The sequence below is a fragment of the Vibrio sp. genome (assembly GCF_047973365.1).
In the GTDB taxonomy this organism is placed as follows: domain Bacteria; phylum Pseudomonadota; class Gammaproteobacteria; order Enterobacterales; family Vibrionaceae; genus Vibrio.
In genome coordinates this window covers 1-18,753 of sequence record NZ_JBKEBW010000167.1, presented here as the reverse complement: position 1 = coordinate 18,753, position 18,753 = coordinate 1, and the positions used below count along the sequence as shown (strand labels likewise).

The window sequence follows — 18,753 nt, the reverse complement described above, 5'->3', positions numbered from 1 at the left end:
TAGTGTGTCTGACAGACCAGCCCTTTGTCCACAATAATTGCAACGCTTCCAGCTTAGCTTCCGCACTAAGAGAATGGCCATCAATTAAAAATGAATTTGAACCATGCATAGTGAAAACATGAGCCCAATAACGAACATGTTTTGTTGGGACAGAATATTTTTCAGCGAGCTCTCGAGGAGTGGAGCCATCAAGATACTTTTTAGCTACTTTGAACTTTAACTCGCGACTGTATTTGGACATAAATAAAAGCCCCCCAATAATTGGTTGTCCAACTATTGGGGGTCACTTCACTCTGCGTGGGAATGCATACTTAACTCAGATATGTATTCCCACGGAGAACCATGGGAACAAGCTTCTACGTTTCTTGAATTGACAGCTATATCAGCTTAACGGGCGCAAATAACGTAAGAAACGCTTCTCTGCCCCTTTAAAGCACCATAGAACAATAAAGGTTAAACACATGTAGAACAGACCGGCCGTCAGGAATGACTCAAATGGAGCATAGTAACGCGAGTTCACCAAGCGTGCCGCCCCTGTTAAGTCCATAATGGTGACGATACCGGCTACCGCACTGCCATGAATCATAAAAATCACTTCGTTGCTGTATGCGGGAAGCGCTCGACGAAGGGCACTTGGCAAAATAATACGACGATAAGTTTGCAACACGCTCATACCATAAGCTTTAGCCGCTTCCACTTCACCTTTTGGTAAACCGTTAATGGCTCCACGCACAATTTCTGCGGTGTATGCCGAGGTATTGAGGATAAAAGAAACCAATGCGCAGAACCACGCATTTTCCCAAAGCGTTCCTTTAACCGGGAAAAACTGATCCATACCGTAGTAAATCAGGTACAACTGTACCAGTAGCGGTGTACCACGAAAGAAATAGATATATCCCCAAGACGGCAAACTCAACGCATAATTTTTGCTGTTTCTGGCAATCGCTAAAGGTATTGCAATACCAATGCCGATGATCAGTGACAACGACACTAACCATACCGTTGTCCACAAGCCTTCGAAGTAAATTGGCAGGCTTTCGATGATCAGTGAAAAGTCCATATCTACCTCGTATGAATACTAAATTTACGCTCAACCAGCTTAAGCAGGCCGGTCGAAATGCTGGTAAACACAAGGAATATGACGGCAACCGTCATGTAGAAGGTAAATGGCATTTTTGTCGAACCAGCAGCCAATGAACTCATGCGAACCATATCTTCTAAACCGATGATAGAAACCAGCGCCGTCGTCTTCAGCAGTACCAGCCAGTTGTTACCAAACCCCGGTAGCGCGTGGCGAATCATTTGCGGCAGAAGGATGCGTCTAAATGACAATACGGCATTCATGCCATAAGCTTTCGCCGCTTCAAGTTCACCTTTATCCACCGCCATAATCGCACCACGAAAAGTCTCCGCCATGTATGCACCAAAAATGAAGCCTATGGTTAAAACACCCGCTACAAATGGGCTTACATCGATATAGTCAGGCACATACTGAACCCACTCATCGGCGGTTCCCAACCAGTTATTTAGCGCTTCATTGATCGAATACAGGCTGTTATTGAGTAGGATTTGACCACCGAAGAATATCAACATCATCAGCACTAAGTCTGGAATACCGCGAATGATCGTAGTGTAAAGAGTCGCAATGCTTCGCGCCCATGTATAAGGAGACAGTTTCGCCAATGCGCCTAACATACCAAGCACAACCGCTAATAGCAGTGACAATATGGCAACTTCAATGGTAAGTACGGCCCCTTTTGCTATAGAGGCTTCATATCCCTGTAGATCCAACATAAAAACTTCCTAGTTCCTTAAAGCTTGGCTGCTGGGTACTGCTACGAACTAGGAACCAACAACCAAGAATGCCTTTATTATTGTTTCATCCCTATTGCAAATGAACACAATAGGGACATTCGAGGCTAGTTAGTCACCATATACGTCATATTTGAAGTATTTGGCAGCGATTTGTTGATAAACGCCTTTTTCACGTAGCGAGTCGATAGCAGCGTTTAGTTTTTCAGTGAGATCTTTGTCTTGTTTACGAACCGCAATACCAAAACCGTCACCAAACCATTTCGGGTCAGTTAATGATGGACCAACGAATTCGTAACCTTCACCGCCTGGTTTGTTTAATACGCCATCTTCTAATGCCGATGCATCGCCAAGAACCGAAGCAATACGACCATTCGCTAGATCAAGATAGGCTTCATCAAATGAACCGTAACGAACGATTTCCACTGCGTCACCGTAGTTATCCGTTAGGTATTTATCGTGTGTTGTTGCGCGTTGCACACCAATTTTAACGCCTTTCAGACCTTCTTTAGAGAAATCTAAACCTGCGCCTTTTTTAGCGATAAATTTGTTTGGGATCAATGCGTATTTATGAGTGAAATCTACTTTGTTCTTACGCTCTTCAGTGATAGACATCGCGGCAATGATTGCATCGTACTTACGAGCAAGAAGAGACGGAATGATGCCATCCCAGTCTTGCGGTACGATTTGGCACTTAACCGCCATCTCGGTACATAGCGCATTCGCCATATCAACATCGAATCCCTTAAGTGAACCATCCGCTTCTGTCCAACTGAATGGAGGGTAAGCACCTTCAATACCAAAGCGAACAGATTTCCACTCTTTCGCTTGGGTAACACCTGTCGCAGCTGTAGCAGCGATTGCTGCAACTAATAACCACTTTTTCATTTCCATACTCCTGTGATTGTTGTGTTTTCTATTGTTATAGCTTTAGTTTTCTCAACCAATCGGTCAACCAACAGACTGGCTGAAATTGTTAATAAATCGATGAAATAAACTGTTTGAGACGTTCAGAGTCTGGGTTAGTAAACAGTTTTTTGGGGTCGCCCTGCTCTTCCACCAACCCTTGATGCAAAAACATAACATGGTTTGAAACATCGCGAGCGAACGCCATTTCATGGGTTACCACTAACATGGTTCGGCCTTCTTCAGCCAGTGAACGCATAACCCCCAAAACTTCACCCACTAGCTCAGGATCAAGCGCAGAGGTCGGCTCATCAAAAAGAAGAACCTCAGGTTCAACCGCAAGAGCACGAGCAATCGCCGCACGTTGTTGTTGACCACCAGACAGATGCCCCGGGTAGTAATCTTTGCGCTCATACAAACCGACTTTTTGCAGCAGAACTTCTGCATTTTCGATAGCTTGAGCTTTTGGTACACCAAGAACATACACCGGCGCTTCAATAACGTTTTCTAACACCGTCATATGTGACCAAAGATTAAAGCCCTGAAAAACCATAGCTAAGCGCGAACGGATACGCTGTACTTGTTTTTCGTTAGCAGGAAAAGAAATACCTCGTCTGTTTTTCTTCATCTGAATCAATTCACCATTGACCCAGATTTCGCCATCGGTGGGCGTTTCAAGTAAATTAATACAACGTAGGAAGGTACTTTTGCCAGAACCAGACGAGCCGATTATAGAGATAACATCGCCTTTATGCGCTTGAAGCGAGATACCTTTCAGCACTTCATTCTGACCAAAGGTTTTATGCAGTTGTTTTATATCGAGCGCGGGTACTTCTTTCATGCGCTTTAACTCCCTGTATTTTATGACACTGCCTGTATGTTATGGCACTGCTGAGCATTCCAGCTCAAATTCGCTACAAAGTATCACTCAGCGCCATGACATGCAACAAATTATTAACCTGCAAAAATGAAATATATAGTTATTTTATATGACTATATATTCATGTTGTGGCTGATTAATCTTCAAACAGCGCATATTCAAACATCCAATCACTGCCCAAACCAATCACAACATTTAACAAATAATCAAAGACACGGCTTATAACAGACTCCGAAACATAACACTTGCCGATATGTTTTAACCCTTTTACAAGCCCCAAATACGTAATAAACATCACAGTTTGAAAATAAGTTTCAACAAAAAATCTTCTATCTCCCTGATTTTATTATGTAGATGTAGTTTTATTTCATTTCCTAAACTAAAGTGATCAAGATCAATCACACCAAAGAGTTAGCACGTTAAACTCGCCACTAAATATAAGGCGATCCTAATGCCCATTATTATTTCGTTGGCTATGCTATAAAGCACAATACAAGTGTGTTACACATTCAGCCGAAACTTTCGCTTTTGCGGACACTTAAGCAGAATTCATTTCAGAATTAATAACATTATGAGGAATCTATGTCAGAAGCAGTGAATAAAGCACATTCTGATTCAGATATCGAGACTAAGAGCTACAGTGAGCTTCATCGTCCAGCGTCTGAGTTCAACAGCCGTTCAGATTACTTAGATCATGAATTACAAATCATGAAACCTCGCCGCTTTGGTCTAAACCTACCAGGTCGCGATTTCCGTTTCGAGCTTGAAGATTTCGTTCCTGCTCTTGCAGGTACGATCGGCATCATCGCGATGTACTCTTCGGTATCTATGTCTTGGGCAGAAGGTTTGACTCAAGCTTGGGATCACGTTCATCTAACTAAAGAGTTCGCAATTGAAGTTGCTCGTGTTGAGATGCTGATTCCTGCATTATTATTCTGTATTTTAGCCTCTGGTGTATTTAACCCAAAAGCTAACCTAGCGGGTAACCACGGTCCGATGATTCCACTTATCGGTACTATTGCGCTAGCTGGTGCTCACCCTCTTGCTCTAGCATTGCTTATCGGTGTCTTTGGCTTACTACTTAGCTTTTTCAAAGGTGGCTCTAAGCTTGTTAACCTCACATCTGAAGGCACAGCCGGTGGTTTGCTTATCTTCTTAGGGTTGACCGGTACTATCAGTCAGATTAACTCTATTCAAACTTGGGCAGTAGGCCTGCAATCTGCTGACGTTGCTGCTGGTAGCATGGGTTATGTTGGTTTCGTAGTACTGGGTATAACCGTTGGTATTTACGCATTCCTAGCAAAAATCAACATGCGCTGGTTGGCCATCCCTGTTTGTGCATTCACAGGCCTTGCTGTTGCTCTAGTGTTTGGTGCCGGCTTCGATATCGTATTCGAAACCAAAACAGGTCTGCCAAACCTAAATCCAGTGTATTGGTGGGGTAACACAGAACAGGGTTGGATGCTAGGTCTGCCTAATATGGAACATTTTATTGCCTCACTACCATTTGCAATTCTTGCGGTAGCAATGTGGTCTCCTGACTTCTTGGGCCACCGTATTTTCCAAGAGATGAACTACCCACGTAAAACTGAAAAAGTACTGATGGACGTTGATGACACTATGACTATGTGCTCATTCCGTCAAATGGTCGGTACGGCTGTGGGTGGTGGTAACATCACTTCATCTTGGGGCACTTATATGATCCCAGCTGCCATTGCCAAACGCCCTATTCCTGCCGGTGCAATTCTACTTGGTTCTCTATGTATCATTGTTGCGATTCTCGGTTTCCCAATGGACGTTGCCGTATGGCCCCCAGTAATGCGTGTTGCTCTATTAGTCGGTGTATCTCTACCGCTACTAGAAGCCGGTATGCAAATGGTTCGCGATACTAAAGACTCACAAGCTGCAGGTGTCTGTATCTTTGCTTCTATCGTTGCAAACCCAGTATTAGCTTGGGCACTGACCATGTTCCTAGACAACAACGGCCTCATCGGCGACAAAGAGCGTGCAGCACGTTTATCATTCATGGATAAAATTGTTATCCCTGTGACCGTGTTTATCATCTGTCTTGTTGCTATGCTTGCCGTTGGTATGCTAGAAACTCAATATGGTCTAAAAGCCTGGCTATAATCTATAGTTAAAGCATTCAGAGGGTAGCGCAAGACGCTACCCTCTTTGTATCGGATATATATTTGTGACTAACGTTATTTTTATTCTCAGTTTTTTCAACTTTTATTGATTTAGTTTAAGTTTTGCAATTTTTTTTTAGTGTAATGTAATTTCATCAAATGGACATTTCACTGTAAGAACACGTAACAATATCTATAGTAATAATCTGAGATTATGAGCTATACATATTGTTATCAAATCGAGTGTACTGCCTCTCTTTGACTAAAGAGATAGCTGGCTCAACGGCGAAACAGTACGTGTTTTTTCTACTAAAAAGGTAGGTATGTCATGGCAGAGCAATTTGCTAAAGCTTGGGAAGGTTTTGCTGCAGGTGAGTGGCAAAATGAAGTAAACGTTCGTGATTTCATTCAAAAGAACTACACTCCATACGAGGGTGACGAATCTTTCCTAGTTTCTGAGGGAACTGAAGCGACTAACGCGCTTTGGGCTAAAGTAATGGAAGGTATCAAACAGGAGAACTCTACTCACGCTCCTGTAGATTTTGACACTTCTGTTATCTCTACCATCACTGCTCACGATGCAGGCTACATCGAAAAAGATCTTGAAACTATCGTTGGTCTTCAAACTGAAGCTCCACTAAAACGTGCGATCATCCCTAACGGTGGTATTCGCATGATCGAAGGTTCATGCAAAACTTACGGTCGTGAACTTGACCCAATGGTTTCAAAAATCTTCTCAGAATATCGTAAAACTCATAACCAAGCGGTTTTCGATATCTACACACCATCAATTCTTGCTTGTCGTAAATCAGGCGTTCTGACTGGTCTTCCAGATGCATACGGTCGTGGTCGTATCATTGGTGACTACCGTCGTATTGCGCTTTACGGTATCGACTTCCTGATGAAAGACAAATTCGCACAGTTCTCTTCTCTACAAGAGAAATTTGAAAACGGCGAAGATCTTCAAATGACTATGCAGCTTCGTGAAGAAGTAGCAGAACAACACCGCGCTCTTGGCCAAATCAAAGAGATGGCAGCGAAATACGGTTTCGACATTTCTCGTCCAGCTGAAACTGCACAAGAAGCTATCCAATGGACTTACTTCGGCTACCTAGCTGCGGTTAAGTCTCAAAACGGTGCTGCAATGTCTCTAGGTCGTACTTCTACATTCCTGGACGTGTACATTGAGCGTGATATCGCTGCTGGTAAGATCACTGAAGACCAAGCTCAGGAAATGATCGACCACTTCGTAATGAAACTACGTATGGTTCGTTTCCTACGTACTCCTGAGTACGATGAGCTATTCTCTGGCGACCCAATTTGGGCAACAGAATCTATGGGTGGTATGGGTCTTGACGGTCGTACGCTAGTAACGCGTTCTAACTTCCGTTTCCTAAACAGCCTATACACTATGGGTCCTTCTCCAGAGCCAAACATCACTGTTCTTTGGTCTGAAGCACTTCCAGACGGCTTTAAACGTTTCTGTGCTAAAGTATCTATTGATACTTCTTCTATCCAGTACGAAAACGATGACCTAATGCGTCCAGACATGGACTCTGATGACTACGCAATTGCATGTTGTGTATCACCAATGGTTATTGGTAAACAAATGCAGTTCTTCGGTGCTCGTGCGAACCTTGCTAAAACTATGCTTTACACTATCAACGGTGGTGTTGATGAAAAATCTAAAGCACAAGTTGGTCCAGCAATGCCTAAGATCACTTCTGAAGTACTTGACTACAATGAGTTGTGGGAAAAAATGGACCACTTCATGGATTGGTTGGCAAAACAGTATGTTACTGCATTGAACGCTATCCACTACTCACACGACAAGTACAGCTACGAAGCTTCTCTTCTAGCTCTTCATGACTTAGACGTTAAACGTACTATGGCATGTGGTATCGCAGGTCTTTCTGTTGCAGCTGACTCACTATCAGCAATCAAATACGCAACGGTTAAACCAGTTCGCGACGAAAACGGTATTGCAATCGACTTCGAAATCGAAGGCGACTACCCTAAATTTGGTAACAACGACCCACGCGTTGATGACATCGCTTGTGAACTAGTTACTGTATTCATGAACAAAATTCGTGAACTTAAAACTTACCGTAATGCGATTCCTACTCAGTCAATTCTTACTATCACTTCAAACGTTGTGTACGGTAAGAAAACGGGTAACACACCTGACGGTCGTCGTGCTGGTACTCCATTTGCTCCAGGTGCAAACCCAATGCATGGTCGTGATGAGAAAGGTGCAGTAGCATCATTGACTTCAGTAGCGAAACTACCGTTTGCTGACGCTCAAGATGGTATCTCTTACACTTTCTCTATCGTTCCAAACGCATTAGGTAAAGAAGAAGGCAGCCAACGCGCTAACCTTGCTGGTCTAATGGATGGTTACTTCCACCATGAAGCAGGCATCGAAGGTGGTCAACACCTAAACGTGAACGTGCTTAACCGCGAAACTCTACTAGACGCTGTTAAACACCCAGAGAAATACCCTCAGCTAACTATCCGTGTATCTGGTTACGCTGTTCGTTTCAACTCTCTGACTGCTGAACAACAAGCTGACGTTATCGCTCGTACATTTACTGAATCTATGTAAGATTTCGCTTAAATCATGAGCTTAAAGCCCTCGCATTTGCGGGGGCTTTTATTTTATTAGTCAACTTATCAAAGTGTTAATAACACTATACTCAAACTACTTGAAGTTGCAGGTAGGCGGCAAGTGAGCGAATCCCCATGAGCATAGATAAGCTATGTGATTGGGGTGAGCGAGCGCAGCCAACACCGCTGCAGCTTCAAGTAGGAAGAGTATAACTGCAACGTAAATATTCACTTCTACCTTTTATCATTACTCGTGTTAGTTAATTCCATCAGTTAAACTTACTGCTCCGTTGAACTTGAGCTGTGATCTGATGTCCGTATTTAGAATTTTCTTGTTATTAACATGCAGTTTTTCTGTTCTTGCCGCTCAGTCTCCTACGGTGCAACTTAATGTCGATAATGATGGGGTGTATGGCATAGACCAAGACTACACCAGTGGTGTTTACCTTTCTTACACTTCAGGCGCCGTTGATCCTAATGGGTGGTTGAAACCACTTAGCCTTTCTGCTTGGGGCGCAGCCAGTTTAGATAAGTGGGAAATCAGCATTGGTCACAAAATGTGGACTCCTTCAGACATCGAACTAGAAACGCCGGAGCCTAACGAGCGTCCTTATGCTGGTTTATTGCATGGTGAATTTAGCTACATCAGCCTGCACCCACAGCAAGCGCAACGCTTCAATCTTCTGCTTGGGACTACTGGCGAAAATTCACTGTCTGAAGACGTACAAAAGATGGTGCATTCAATCACTAAATCCGATGATCCGAATGGTTGGGCGTACCAAGTCGAAGATAAAGTGGTGGGAAGTGTCGGCTATCTTTCCAACTTCAATCTCGTTCGCCAACGTTTCACCATCAACACTGAATTTGAAATTTCCAATGTTTCAGAAGTCAATGTTGGTAACTTCCGTAGCGATGCATCAACCGGGTTTATGGTCCGTTGGGGACAAGATCTTGCGGGTAGCTTCGGTAGTGCGCAAATATCCGCGGAGAATCCCTTTAAGGCAGGAATGATTGGCGCATCTAATTACGGTTGGTTTGTCTTCGGCGGTATTGAGGGACGCTATCGCTTTAACGACATCACCATAGAAGGAAGCAGACCACTCGATGGTCTGGAATACCCAGCCAGTTATTACGAGGTGACGTTACAACCTTGGCAAGCGACAGCTGTCATGGGCGCTGCCTGGTACAGTCGTCACTTCGGTGTTACTTTTACGACCACCGCCAATACTTCGGAATATAAAGAAGATAAGAAATCTCTTCACGGTACTGGCGGCGTTTCGTTCTATGCGTTTTTCTAATACCATCTTAGGTAAAGATATGATCAAATTGGGCATTGGTGGAACAGCGAATGGGCATCGAACACAAACACGCCCTTATTTTTTATAAGAACGACCTTCCATGGGGCTCCGCTGAGCCATCCTTGGCTCAGAGGGTTTGCTTATCGATGCCCATTCACTGATCAGAAAGTTTTCCAGACTGGTATAAACTCATTTGTAGGCTAGATACTTTTGTGTATTAGATACTAAAGCGTTGGCAATCTGAATTTAGTTCCGAAGAACGTTGATCAACGACGCGACTGATTGAACGCAATTGCTCATTGTTGCCTTCAAGCTCTTTCATCGCCAATGAAATCTGAGTCATGCTATCGGCCATCGACTGACTGGTGGTTGCCAGTTCTTTGATTGAGCTAACAATGATTTCCGTTTGGTGTGCTGCCTCGCCCGCTTTATCGGTAATTTGGGTCAAGGCTTCCATCGCCTCGTGCCCACGCTCCTGACCCACAAGCATGCTTTGCTCTGACTGACTAAATTTCTGAATCACCTCAGCACTCTCTTTTTTCATGGTTTCAATCGTACTTGAGATTTCGCTAACCGCACTTACCGTTCGCACTGCTAAGCTACGAACTTCATCAGCAACCACAGCAAAACCCCGACCTTGCTCACCGGCACGCGCCGCCTCTATCGCTGCGTTCAACGCGAGCAAATTTGTCTGCTCGGCAATGCTATTAATGATGGCCATCACTGAATCAACTTTGGCCGACGCCTCTTCAAGTTTTTGAATATTACCCGTAGCAGAGCTAAGAATTCTGCCCACATCTTCTAGCGAGCCTATCGCGGCAGCGATGATTTTCGAACCATTTTCAGCCGCATCGGTTGAGGATTGACTCACATCCGAAACAAATGTGAGTGAATTGGACACCTCTTGAGTAGTGACACTGACTTCTTCTGTCGCAGAAGCGAGTAGCTGTGTCTGCCCAAGAACATCAGACTGGCCATTCACCAGCTCATCAACTCCAGCATTCAGTTGAGCCGCATCGCCAGATAATGCTTCACTGCGTTGCTGCACGGCTTTCACTAACTCACCAAGATGCTCACAACTTTGGTTAATTGCTATTGCCAATTGATTAAATTCATCATTAGGGTTGTTGGAGATAGGCATACGCTGTGACAGATCACCTTCTGATAGCCGATCCATCACGGATTTCGTCTGAGTCAATGAACGTGTCAGTGAGATGCTCAACATGATAAAAATTGAAATAGTAATGACAGCTAAAACCGCACAAGCCACCAGAACAGACCACTGCGTTTGAGTTCCCACTTGCTCAGCTTGCGTCTGATAAGCCTCGCTAATACTCTCAATTTGTTTAGATAGATGTTCAATTAAATCCTTCGCCTGAGCCTCACTAGTCGCCAACTGAGCTTGTTGATCATTGACCAGTTGAGACAGTTCACTGACACGCAAAAAAGTCTCTTTGAACTTTGCGACTTCTTTTTCGTACAGATCAAGCATTGAATAGCTTTTTGACATATTGACAAAACTTGCCATGGCACGGTTGAACAGCTTTAAATTTTGCTCACTCGGTTGTAACAAGTATGTCTGTTGTGCTTTAACCATCGCTTGAAAATCGGAGTTAATGGTCACCATCCCGGTTTCTACGATTTTCGTTTCAATGGTGGTCGCGAGCGTTTTTAACTCACCCAGTTTTCCTTCTTCAACGTTAAAACCTAATTCTGATTTAAGAGCCATCCACGGTAACAATGACTGCTCAAACTGAGAAGTCACCTGTTGCAGTTGCAAAGACTCATCATTGAAGTTGAGCTGCTGAAGGAATTGGATATCCGCCTGCACCATCTCCATCAGATGATTGAGTTTTTCCGTTGCTTGAGAGACTTGGTTTGAGGTTAAACCCTCTTTTTCAGCAGCAAGCGAAAGTAGCTCGCCCTGAGTGGAGTGCATGGCTAAAGCGCCAGAGGTGATCTTCGAACTTTGCTTATATTGAGCCCCCATACCGGACAAACTTAATGCGGTATAAAGGCCTAGGCTAACAAAGCCAATACATAGAACAATAATAAATAGTGTGATTTTTTGCTTCTGAGATAGTTTCAGTACATCCATGCTAATTTTCCTTGTCACCATCCTGTGACTTTAGACTTCAAGAGACTAAGAGCTTAAAAAGCGAAAGTGTTACATTTACAGTTTTGTTAGTAACACCGTTTTTTATAACACTCATCTATATTTAGTTCGACGTTTTTTTAAACTAGTTTTTTGTAAACTATTTGGTTACAAGGATGAATTGAATAAGGAAAACCTATTTAATCGATATTATTTGTAATAAAATGACAAACAAAATACACAATCGAGAGCAACACATGTCTACTTCTGGTCGAATTCACTCATTCGAATCTTGCGGTACAGTCGATGGCCCAGGAATTCGCTTTATCGTTTTTCTTCAGGGTTGCTTATTCCGTTGCCAATACTGCCATAACCGCGATACCTGGGATACCCATGCAGGTAAAGTGGTGAGTGTTGAAGAAATCATTAATGAAGCAAAATCATACCGTCACTTTATGAATGCTTCTGGCGGTGGTGTAACCTGCTCAGGTGGTGAAGCCATGCTACAACCTGAATTTGTCAGAGATTTCTTCCGGGCAGCGAAAGCAGAAGGTATCCATACCTGCCTAGACACTAACGGTTATATCCGTAAGTTTACGCCTGTGATTGATGAGGTTTTGGAAGTTTCCGACCTTGTGATGCTCGATATCAAACAGATCAACGACGATATTCATCAAGATTTGGTTGGAGTATCAAACAGACGTACTCTCGATTTCGCTCACTACTTGCACAAGATTGGTAAAGCGACCTGGTTGCGCTACGTTATTGTGCCTGGATATACCGATGACGACGAATCCGCACATAAGTTAGGCGAGTTCATTAAAGATATGGACAATATCGAAAAAATCGAGCTTCTTCCGTACCACAAACTTGGAGCGCACAAATGGGAAGCGATGGGTGAAGAATATCCACTTGAAGGTGTTGAACCGCCCAGCAAGGAAACCATGGACAGAATCGTCTCGGTTCTTGAGCAATATCACTCGAACGTAAAATATTGATTCAAGCTTGGCTCACAACCATTAACAATACCAGTTCATACTATTCTAAATAAAAATGTGTTCAGATTTCTCTTTCCCACGGCCCCGTGGGAATGCATACCAAAGCCAAAATAGCGGAATTATGTAGCAAACGCACAATCAATATTAATCAATAACTTACGAGTAAGCACCTGTTGGCTGGCAACTAAAACCAGCTCAACAGTGCGTAGTTTGCGGGTTAACTGCCGTCCGGATCAGTATCAGTCTCAACCAATTTCATTTGCGACCGCCTAAGTTCAGCCAATTCAGCTCTATCCATGTTAGCAGTAGCAACTTTTCCAACAATCTCACCTTGCTTACCCGTTATGATAAAACCATGATGTGCCAACCAATCTAAAGCTAAATACAGCTCTTTATCGTCTTGAAGGCCAACACCAGGAAAGTATTTATGTGCCTTCATGCCGTGCGCTGTGATTACTTGGATCATGGCGTCGAACTGCTTCTGATGGGCTTTGGCCTCTTGATTAAGCCTCCAGTTGAACAGCCAGTTAAGCATGATGCAAAATCTCCTCTCCAAGCGCTGCTATTTGGTTGATAATCTCAGTTCGTTCTACCGCATCATGTGTTGCGTGAGCTGTTTCTGTTAAAGCAGCCAAGCGAATGTGTTCCTCATTGCCAGCGTCAAATTCAGGCAACTGAGTATGCTTAAAGATATTCCCGACCTGAATGTTCACAGTATGGCTTTCAATCCACTCCGCAACCATTGGCGTGTTGAGCAAACCGCATAGGTAAAATGCTTCTTCCTTCCGCTCAAAGGCGGAGTAATACACCTTATGGTCTGGCACGTAAGGCCGCATTCCGGCCACTGGTACTTCGGCGTCACCAACAACAGCAGCGTAAAAGCAGCTGGACATTTCAGGCCACACCACTTTCCACGGCATAAAGGTGTACTCGCCCACGTTATAGACGCCAAAGAATGGTGCGCCTTTCATTTGGCGGCGGTATGTGGACCGTTCAGTCAGAAGCCCTTTGTAGCTGGAGAACCACGCCTTGGTTTTTGTTAGCTCCGGCGAGTTCATCAGGATCGCGCTTGATGAATATTCCTCTTTGTCGATGCCACGATTAGGCACAAAGGTATACAGCTTTTCTTCTGCTCTGGCCGGATCTGCAAGCTTGAGGTAACACGCTTCAAAATCACCGGCCCCTTTCAGTAGAGGGTAAAGCAAATTGGGTTCGACCCACGCTGTTCTCGCTTGGCCAATATCTTTCCTTCCCGCATCTGGACGGCTACGAATTTGAACAAGCGAGTCGTTTGCATCAACAATTGGCACGTAATAAATGCCGTTTAAATCTGGCGTAATGCCTTTGCGTCCAGTCGTCCAGGAACACTGGCCTGAAATGGATTTTAAGACATGATGACGTCCTTGAGTCAGTACAGCCCAGGGCGAACCCGTTTCACCCACTGGGATAGCTTCTTTCACTTCAATGGCAATACGCTGCTTCACTTCGTCCAAACTCAGTTGAGTGGGAATGTTTCGGGTTGTTCCTGCCTTATTGCTCCACAGTCGGTATGGTACTGGGTACCGTCCTGACTCCTTTGTTTTGTTAAACACAGCAACTACCGTGTGATTGGAGGCATCATCAAAGGGTTTTAAGCCTTTCATATCATCCACGCATACAGGTGTTAAGTAGGCTGATTTTGGGTTAGACGGCTCTAACATAAAGGTTCTGAACCCAGCGGATGAAGGATTTTTAAACACCGTGCCCGTGATCACAAAAACCAGACGGCCATCGGCCTTGAGCCACTTATCAGCAGTTGTATACGTGATCATGGCGGAAATATCTAACTCATTGCCACCGTGACGCTTATTCTTTGAGAAAATACCGTAATGATCGCATGTTGGCTTGACCCGTTCACGATACGCATCTGGCAACTTAGACCAACGTACCCACGGTGGATTGCCAACGATACAGTCAAAATGACCAGCGGTTGCTGACCAGAAGAAGTTGCGTACCACACGAAACCAAATACCATTCCATTGTTGCCTGTGAAGCGCCAGGATTTGATCGTAGGTGTATTGCAGTGGTTCACGCCATTCAGTGGCTTCCTTTTGAGTCATTAACCCTGAAGCGATAAGCGTTGCTTCTGACTGTGGGTATTCCAGATCGCATTCCACATCTTCGCCCATCTGGATAAAGATATGATCCAAACGTGAGCGGTCGAAGGCCAGTGCTGACGGCAGCGCAATATCCAGTCCAGCAACCTGACTACCTATCTGATACTTCACAACGTCCTGTCCTTTCACTGGATCAGGCGCTGGGGAGTAGATGGCATCTGCCAGCAGCACAGGCACTTCAAGTGTTTGCCCAGGTGCAGCTTTGAGCAAGTCGGCGATTTCCATCAGAAAGTTGACTCGCGCTGTTTGCACAGCAAGCGGATTGAGATCAAAACCCCATACTGACGAACATAAATGTCGAACAATACGTTGACTGTCCCAGCCTTCTTGAATGGCTTCATCGCGTATCCGGCGCATGACTGCTAACAAAAATGCGCCAGAGCCACAGGTTGGATCAAGTACCCGCTTATTCAGCCACGTACCGTTCTGTGCGTTTTCAACCGCAAAATCAACCAGCCAGTCGGGGGTATAGAATTCACCTAAGCTTTGTCGCAGCTTACCAGGAACCAAGCCTTGATAGAGATCACGCAAAACGTCACGGGTATGACTTAACTTGTCAGTTCGGTACAGTGATAGTGCGGACAAAATGCCGCGAAGTGCGGGAACAATAAAAGGTGCGTGAACTTTGTTCCGTGCAACATCCAAGTACCAGCTAAAAATAGCTTCCTCTACAAAACCGTTGATCCCTGCTTGTGTAAATATACCTGCGCGTTCGATGTTCTGTGCCAGGGAGTCCAGCAACGCAGCATCATCTAACAAAGCCGCCATTTCTTGTGCAGGTTGCTCTATGGAGGACAGGCCATGTGCTGAAACTATTTCAGCGGCCAGCAGCTTTATAAGTAGCGAGTTGTAGGAGTGAATGATGAAAAGCCGCCCTGACATAGCCTGCTCTGGCTGGCCCTGCCACGTAAAGCCCATTTCTCGGCTTATGGCGTCAGCTTGCAGCACAGATATATCGGCAACCTGTCCGTAAAGCGTTCTCCATTCTTCAAATAGCATTTTGATTTTTGTATTGCCCACAACCGCTAGTTCATCGGCTAGCGCATTCGCCATTGCCTGCATCAACGATTGTGCGTTGCGTGAGCCGTGGCCGAAGTCAGACAATAAGTTATCAATCGATACGGCCCGTCGGGTTTCCGAACGAATGGCCTGCATCACCAAGCCAACCGCATATTCTGAAAATGGGATTAAATGCTGAGTTTCAATGGCATTGTCACGGACTTGAGCAAAACAAATGTGTTCGCCATCAATGGCTATGCCGATAAAGTCCTCTGGGGGAAGACCTACTTTTACGGCTTCTCGTTTGATATAGGGCAGTAAACGATCATCGATAGCTTCTTTGAACTTGGCGCTGCTTTTGGAGGACTTGAAGTAACCAGGGGCTTTAAATTCAATAATGACGTTGTTGTAACTGCAATCTTTTTTGGCACGTTCAGCATCAAAGTGAAGCCCTAAAGCGGCTTCCAATGCTGTGACCCATGCAATTCGTACTTCTTCTTCACCTTTCCAGGGCCGATTCCGCTTTACAGAGATGTGATTGAAGGCATCATGCTGTGCTGTGCTGTCAGAAACTATATTTTGGCTCATTTTTCACCGTCAACTACTGATGTCGATTTACTTTTCATTCCGCCAAATACGCCTTTGGCAGCAATACCCTTCGCTGGTCTTGGCTTGATATTCATCTTTGCGATCACTGGACGGAAATCTACCCCATGCTCGGCCATTTCGCCCATAAGGGCGGCAATGATCCCAAGATGCACAGGCACTTCTTCTTTTTTTGCAAGATTAGAGATAGACACGCGGTTCATGCCTAAAAGTTCAGCAAAATCACGGATAGTTAAGCCGGATTTCCCGATATTTCTGAGGAGTTCTTCATAGTTCATAGCTTCGGAGTATAAATGGCGAATGTTATTCATGCAATGATTAATAGTTGTAATTACAGCATTACTAATTATTTTGTGAAAATCGTCATCACACGCCTTGAAATGTCATGTAGAGATGAATAAAATAAAGTCATTACCACATGACATTTTGAGCGCAAAATGAAACAACACTTCCTTCTCTCAGCAAAAGCCCGAAGCCTGTCTGTGCGTAAAGTGTTCGCTATGTCAGATGATGAAGCGTTTTCACTGTTTAAAAGCTTACGCTGGGGTGATACCGGAACTGTGACCTGTCCTTGTTGTGGCGTGGTGGACGTCCATTACTTTATCCGCACCCGCAATCAGTGGCGCTGCAAAGACTGCAAACATACGTTTTCTGTGACAAGCGGCACAATCTTTGCGTTTCACAAGCTGCCATTAAAGGTGTATCTCGGTGCGATTGCCATTTTCACCAACGCAGTGAAAGGCTTGTCTGCCTTGCAGATGTCCCGTGATTTAGATGTGCAATACAAAACCGCCTTTGTTCTGGCCCACAAAATCAGGGAGTCGCTGATTATCCACAGAGACGAAAGCCCGTTGACTGGCGAAGTGCATATTGACGGTGCGTATGTGAATGGACATATCCGGCCAAAAAATAAGAAAACAGACCGGATTGATCGCCGCTTAGCGAAACACCAGAATCCCGATAAACGCTGCATTTTGGTTATGCGCCAGAAGTGTGAAGAATTGGCTCACCTCGTTGGCGCGAATAAGACCTTAACCTTCGTGCTGAAAAGCGAAAATCAGGCAGATGTATCAAAGCTGGCAAGTGCTTTTGTTCAGAAAGGCTCTACTATCTGTGCGGATGAATCAAATGCGTATGATCCACTTCACGCCAGGTTTGATACGCGCAGGGTTAACCACAGCATTGAATACCGTGCTGACGATGGCACAACCAACAACTTAGCTGAGAGCTATTTCAGTCGCTTCCGCCGTATGCAAATAGGCCAGACACATAAGTTTGGTATTGAATACCTTGCCAACTATGCAAATGAAGCGGCTTACAGAGAAGATACCCGTCGCCAGCCCAACGGGGATATTTTCATGGACATTATCAAGAAATGCGCCCGTACACTGACGAACCGTGACTGGTGCGGCTACTGGCAGGGCAATAAGCGCAATGCTGAGCGGTTAGCGTCTTAAATTAACTGCCAGTAATATAGTAACCCTTCTTTACCTGTGCGCTTAACTAAGCCTTTTGCTTCTAGGCGACTAAGGGCAGCAAAAACGCTTTTTTGAACTTGCTTGGTAGTGTCGGGGGATCCATCCAATCCTTTATTATTTTGTACGGCCACTGCAATATCACGACTGTTCATCCGAACAGTTGACTCGCGCAAGACGTTTAGAGTAATTCTAGCGCATTCACCTGGCTTAAAATGTTGGTTTCGCTCGCGGACACTTTTTGCCTTGACCGTTCTCAGGTCGAACTCAGGATCGAACAGCTTAATGGTTGCATCGATATGCTGTAAATCAGAGGCAATTCTACCAAGCTCCAGTTGATAGTGCCGGAACTGACCTGCAAGCTCAGCTTTTTTTGCGATTAATCCAGATATGACGTGTGAACCAGACATAATAACCCCCTGTTAATAAACAAGGTTATTTTATGGCGTGATGGGCTATAGGTATTGTGCGTTTGCTACATAATTCCGCCAAATAGGCAGTTAATCTGACTTTCTGTGAGTTAAATATGCATTCCCACGCGGAGTGAAGTGACCCCCAATAGTTGGACAACCAATTATTGGGGGTCTTTTATTTATGTCCAAATACAGTCGCGAGTTAAAGTTCAAAGTAGCTAAAAAGTATCTTGATGGCTCCACTCCTCGAGAGCTCGCTGAAAAATATTCTGTCCCAACAAAACATGTTCGTTATTGGGCTCATGTTTTCACTATGCATGGTTCAAATTCATTTTTAATTGATGGCCATTCTCTTAGTGCGGAAGCTAAGCTGGAAGCG

Annotated in this window: 14 protein-coding genes and 2 pseudogenes; 6 read left to right on the top strand and 10 right to left on the bottom strand. The window is 44.5% G+C overall.

Annotation, left to right across the window (positions count from 1 at the left end; all coding sequences use genetic code 11):
* From ACK5MF_RS19055 to ACK5MF_RS19035, 5 genes and pseudogenes are all read right to left on the bottom strand, one after another.
* Positions 1–241, bottom strand: a pseudogene (locus ACK5MF_RS19055) (helix-turn-helix domain-containing protein); the annotation flags it as partial.
* A 141-nt stretch (positions 242–382) separates the two neighbouring features.
* Positions 383–1,060 (bottom strand): ABC transporter permease, encoded by a 678-nt coding sequence (locus tag ACK5MF_RS19050; RefSeq protein WP_416924091.1) that lies wholly within the window; start codon positions 1,058–1,060, stop codon positions 383–385.
* A gap of 2 nt (positions 1,061–1,062) precedes the next feature.
* A complete protein-coding gene (locus ACK5MF_RS19045; RefSeq protein WP_416924090.1) occupies positions 1,063–1,794 on the bottom strand; it encodes an ABC transporter permease in 732 nt (243 codons plus the stop codon).
* Between the two features lie 129 nt (positions 1,795–1,923).
* Positions 1,924–2,700, bottom strand: coding sequence for an ABC transporter substrate-binding protein (locus tag ACK5MF_RS19040; RefSeq protein ID WP_416924089.1), 777 nt, complete (start codon positions 2,698–2,700; stop codon positions 1,924–1,926).
* 88 nt (positions 2,701–2,788) lie between these two features.
* On the bottom strand, positions 2,789–3,559 hold the full coding sequence (locus ACK5MF_RS19035) for an ABC transporter ATP-binding protein (RefSeq protein ID WP_416924088.1): 771 nt from the start codon (positions 3,557–3,559) through the stop codon (positions 2,789–2,791).
* A 621-nt stretch (positions 3,560–4,180) separates the two neighbouring features.
* On the opposite strand from ACK5MF_RS19035, the gene ACK5MF_RS19030 reads away from it, so the two are divergent.
* The 3 genes from ACK5MF_RS19030 (at position 4,181) to ACK5MF_RS19020 (ending at position 9,632) form a co-directional block, all read left to right on the top strand.
* Entirely contained in the window at positions 4,181–5,728 is a 1,548-nt protein-coding gene (locus ACK5MF_RS19030; protein ID WP_416924087.1) for a DUF3360 family protein, read from the top strand.
* 327 nt (positions 5,729–6,055) lie between these two features.
* Positions 6,056–8,332, top strand: coding sequence for a formate C-acetyltransferase (pflB, locus tag ACK5MF_RS19025; RefSeq protein WP_416924086.1), 2,277 nt, complete (start codon positions 6,056–6,058; stop codon positions 8,330–8,332).
* A 313-nt stretch (positions 8,333–8,645) separates the two neighbouring features.
* Complete coding sequence (locus tag ACK5MF_RS19020; RefSeq protein WP_416924085.1) at positions 8,646–9,632, top strand: lipid A deacylase LpxR family protein; 987 nt, start codon at positions 8,646–8,648, stop codon at positions 9,630–9,632.
* 217 nt (positions 9,633–9,849) lie between these two features.
* Here the strand turns inward: ACK5MF_RS19020 and ACK5MF_RS19015 are convergent, their stop codons facing one another.
* Positions 9,850–11,730 (bottom strand): methyl-accepting chemotaxis protein, encoded by a 1,881-nt coding sequence (locus tag ACK5MF_RS19015; protein ID WP_416924084.1) that lies wholly within the window; start codon positions 11,728–11,730, stop codon positions 9,850–9,852.
* Positions 11,731–11,984: 254 nt separating this feature from the next.
* Between ACK5MF_RS19015 and pflA the strand changes: the two genes are divergently transcribed.
* On the top strand, positions 11,985–12,725 hold the full coding sequence (gene pflA, locus ACK5MF_RS19010) for a pyruvate formate lyase 1-activating protein (protein WP_416924083.1): 741 nt from the start codon (positions 11,985–11,987) through the stop codon (positions 12,723–12,725).
* 217 nt (positions 12,726–12,942) lie between these two features.
* On the opposite strand, the gene ACK5MF_RS19005 is transcribed toward pflA, so the two are convergent.
* The 3 genes from ACK5MF_RS19005 to ACK5MF_RS18995 are packed head-to-tail and all read right to left on the bottom strand — an operon-like array spanning position 12,943 to position 16,797.
* Positions 12,943–13,260: a hypothetical protein gene (locus tag ACK5MF_RS19005; protein ID WP_416924082.1), complete on the bottom strand. Its 318-nt coding sequence runs from the start codon at positions 13,258–13,260 to the stop codon at positions 12,943–12,945.
* Positions 13,253–16,468, bottom strand: a complete 3,216-nt coding sequence (locus tag ACK5MF_RS19000) for an Eco57I restriction-modification methylase domain-containing protein (protein ID WP_416924081.1) — start codon at positions 16,466–16,468, stop codon at positions 13,253–13,255. Before ACK5MF_RS19000 ends, ACK5MF_RS19005 begins: the two co-directional genes overlap by 8 nt.
* A complete protein-coding gene (locus ACK5MF_RS18995; protein ID WP_416924080.1) occupies positions 16,465–16,797 on the bottom strand; it encodes a hypothetical protein in 333 nt (110 codons plus the stop codon). The genes ACK5MF_RS19000 and ACK5MF_RS18995 overlap by 4 nt, the downstream gene beginning before the upstream one ends.
* Positions 16,798–16,923: 126 nt before the next feature.
* On the opposite strand from ACK5MF_RS18995, the gene ACK5MF_RS18990 reads away from it, so the two are divergent.
* Complete coding sequence (locus tag ACK5MF_RS18990) at positions 16,924–17,943, top strand: IS1595 family transposase (protein WP_416924079.1); 1,020 nt, start codon at positions 16,924–16,926, stop codon at positions 17,941–17,943.
* On the opposite strand, the gene ACK5MF_RS18985 is transcribed toward ACK5MF_RS18990, so the two are convergent.
* Positions 17,940–18,371, bottom strand: a complete 432-nt coding sequence (locus ACK5MF_RS18985) for a hypothetical protein (RefSeq protein WP_416924078.1) — start codon at positions 18,369–18,371, stop codon at positions 17,940–17,942. The two genes, ACK5MF_RS18990 and ACK5MF_RS18985, sit on opposite strands and share 4 nt — an antisense overlap.
* A gap of 184 nt (positions 18,372–18,555) precedes the next feature.
* Between ACK5MF_RS18985 and ACK5MF_RS18980 the strand changes: the two are divergent.
* A pseudogene (locus ACK5MF_RS18980) lies at positions 18,556–18,753 on the top strand (helix-turn-helix domain-containing protein); the annotation flags it as partial.

Coding starts and splice junctions, on each gene's coding strand:
- ACK5MF_RS19050 (WP_416924091.1), bottom strand. CDS start 1,060: ATGGACTTTTCACTGATCATCGAAAGCCTGCCAATTTACTTCGAAGGC.
- ACK5MF_RS19045 (WP_416924090.1), bottom strand. CDS start 1,794: ATGTTGGATCTACAGGGATATGAAGCCTCTATAGCAAAAGGGGCCGTA.
- ACK5MF_RS19040 (WP_416924089.1), bottom strand. CDS start 2,700: ATGAAAAAGTGGTTATTAGTTGCAGCAATCGCTGCTACAGCTGCGACA.
- ACK5MF_RS19035 (WP_416924088.1), bottom strand. CDS start 3,559: ATGAAAGAAGTACCCGCGCTCGATATAAAACAACTGCATAAAACCTTT.
- ACK5MF_RS19030 (WP_416924087.1), top strand. CDS start 4,181: ATGTCAGAAGCAGTGAATAAAGCACATTCTGATTCAGATATCGAGACT.
- pflB (WP_416924086.1), top strand. CDS start 6,056: ATGGCAGAGCAATTTGCTAAAGCTTGGGAAGGTTTTGCTGCAGGTGAG.
- ACK5MF_RS19020 (WP_416924085.1), top strand. CDS start 8,646: ATGTCCGTATTTAGAATTTTCTTGTTATTAACATGCAGTTTTTCTGTT.
- ACK5MF_RS19015 (WP_416924084.1), bottom strand. CDS start 11,730: ATGGATGTACTGAAACTATCTCAGAAGCAAAAAATCACACTATTTATT.
- pflA (WP_416924083.1), top strand. CDS start 11,985: ATGTCTACTTCTGGTCGAATTCACTCATTCGAATCTTGCGGTACAGTC.
- ACK5MF_RS19005 (WP_416924082.1), bottom strand. CDS start 13,260: ATGCTTAACTGGCTGTTCAACTGGAGGCTTAATCAAGAGGCCAAAGCC.
- ACK5MF_RS19000 (WP_416924081.1), bottom strand. CDS start 16,468: ATGAGCCAAAATATAGTTTCTGACAGCACAGCACAGCATGATGCCTTC.
- ACK5MF_RS18995 (WP_416924080.1), bottom strand. CDS start 16,797: ATGAATAACATTCGCCATTTATACTCCGAAGCTATGAACTATGAAGAA.
- ACK5MF_RS18990 (WP_416924079.1), top strand. CDS start 16,924: ATGAAACAACACTTCCTTCTCTCAGCAAAAGCCCGAAGCCTGTCTGTG.
- ACK5MF_RS18985 (WP_416924078.1), bottom strand. CDS start 18,371: ATGTCTGGTTCACACGTCATATCTGGATTAATCGCAAAAAAAGCTGAG.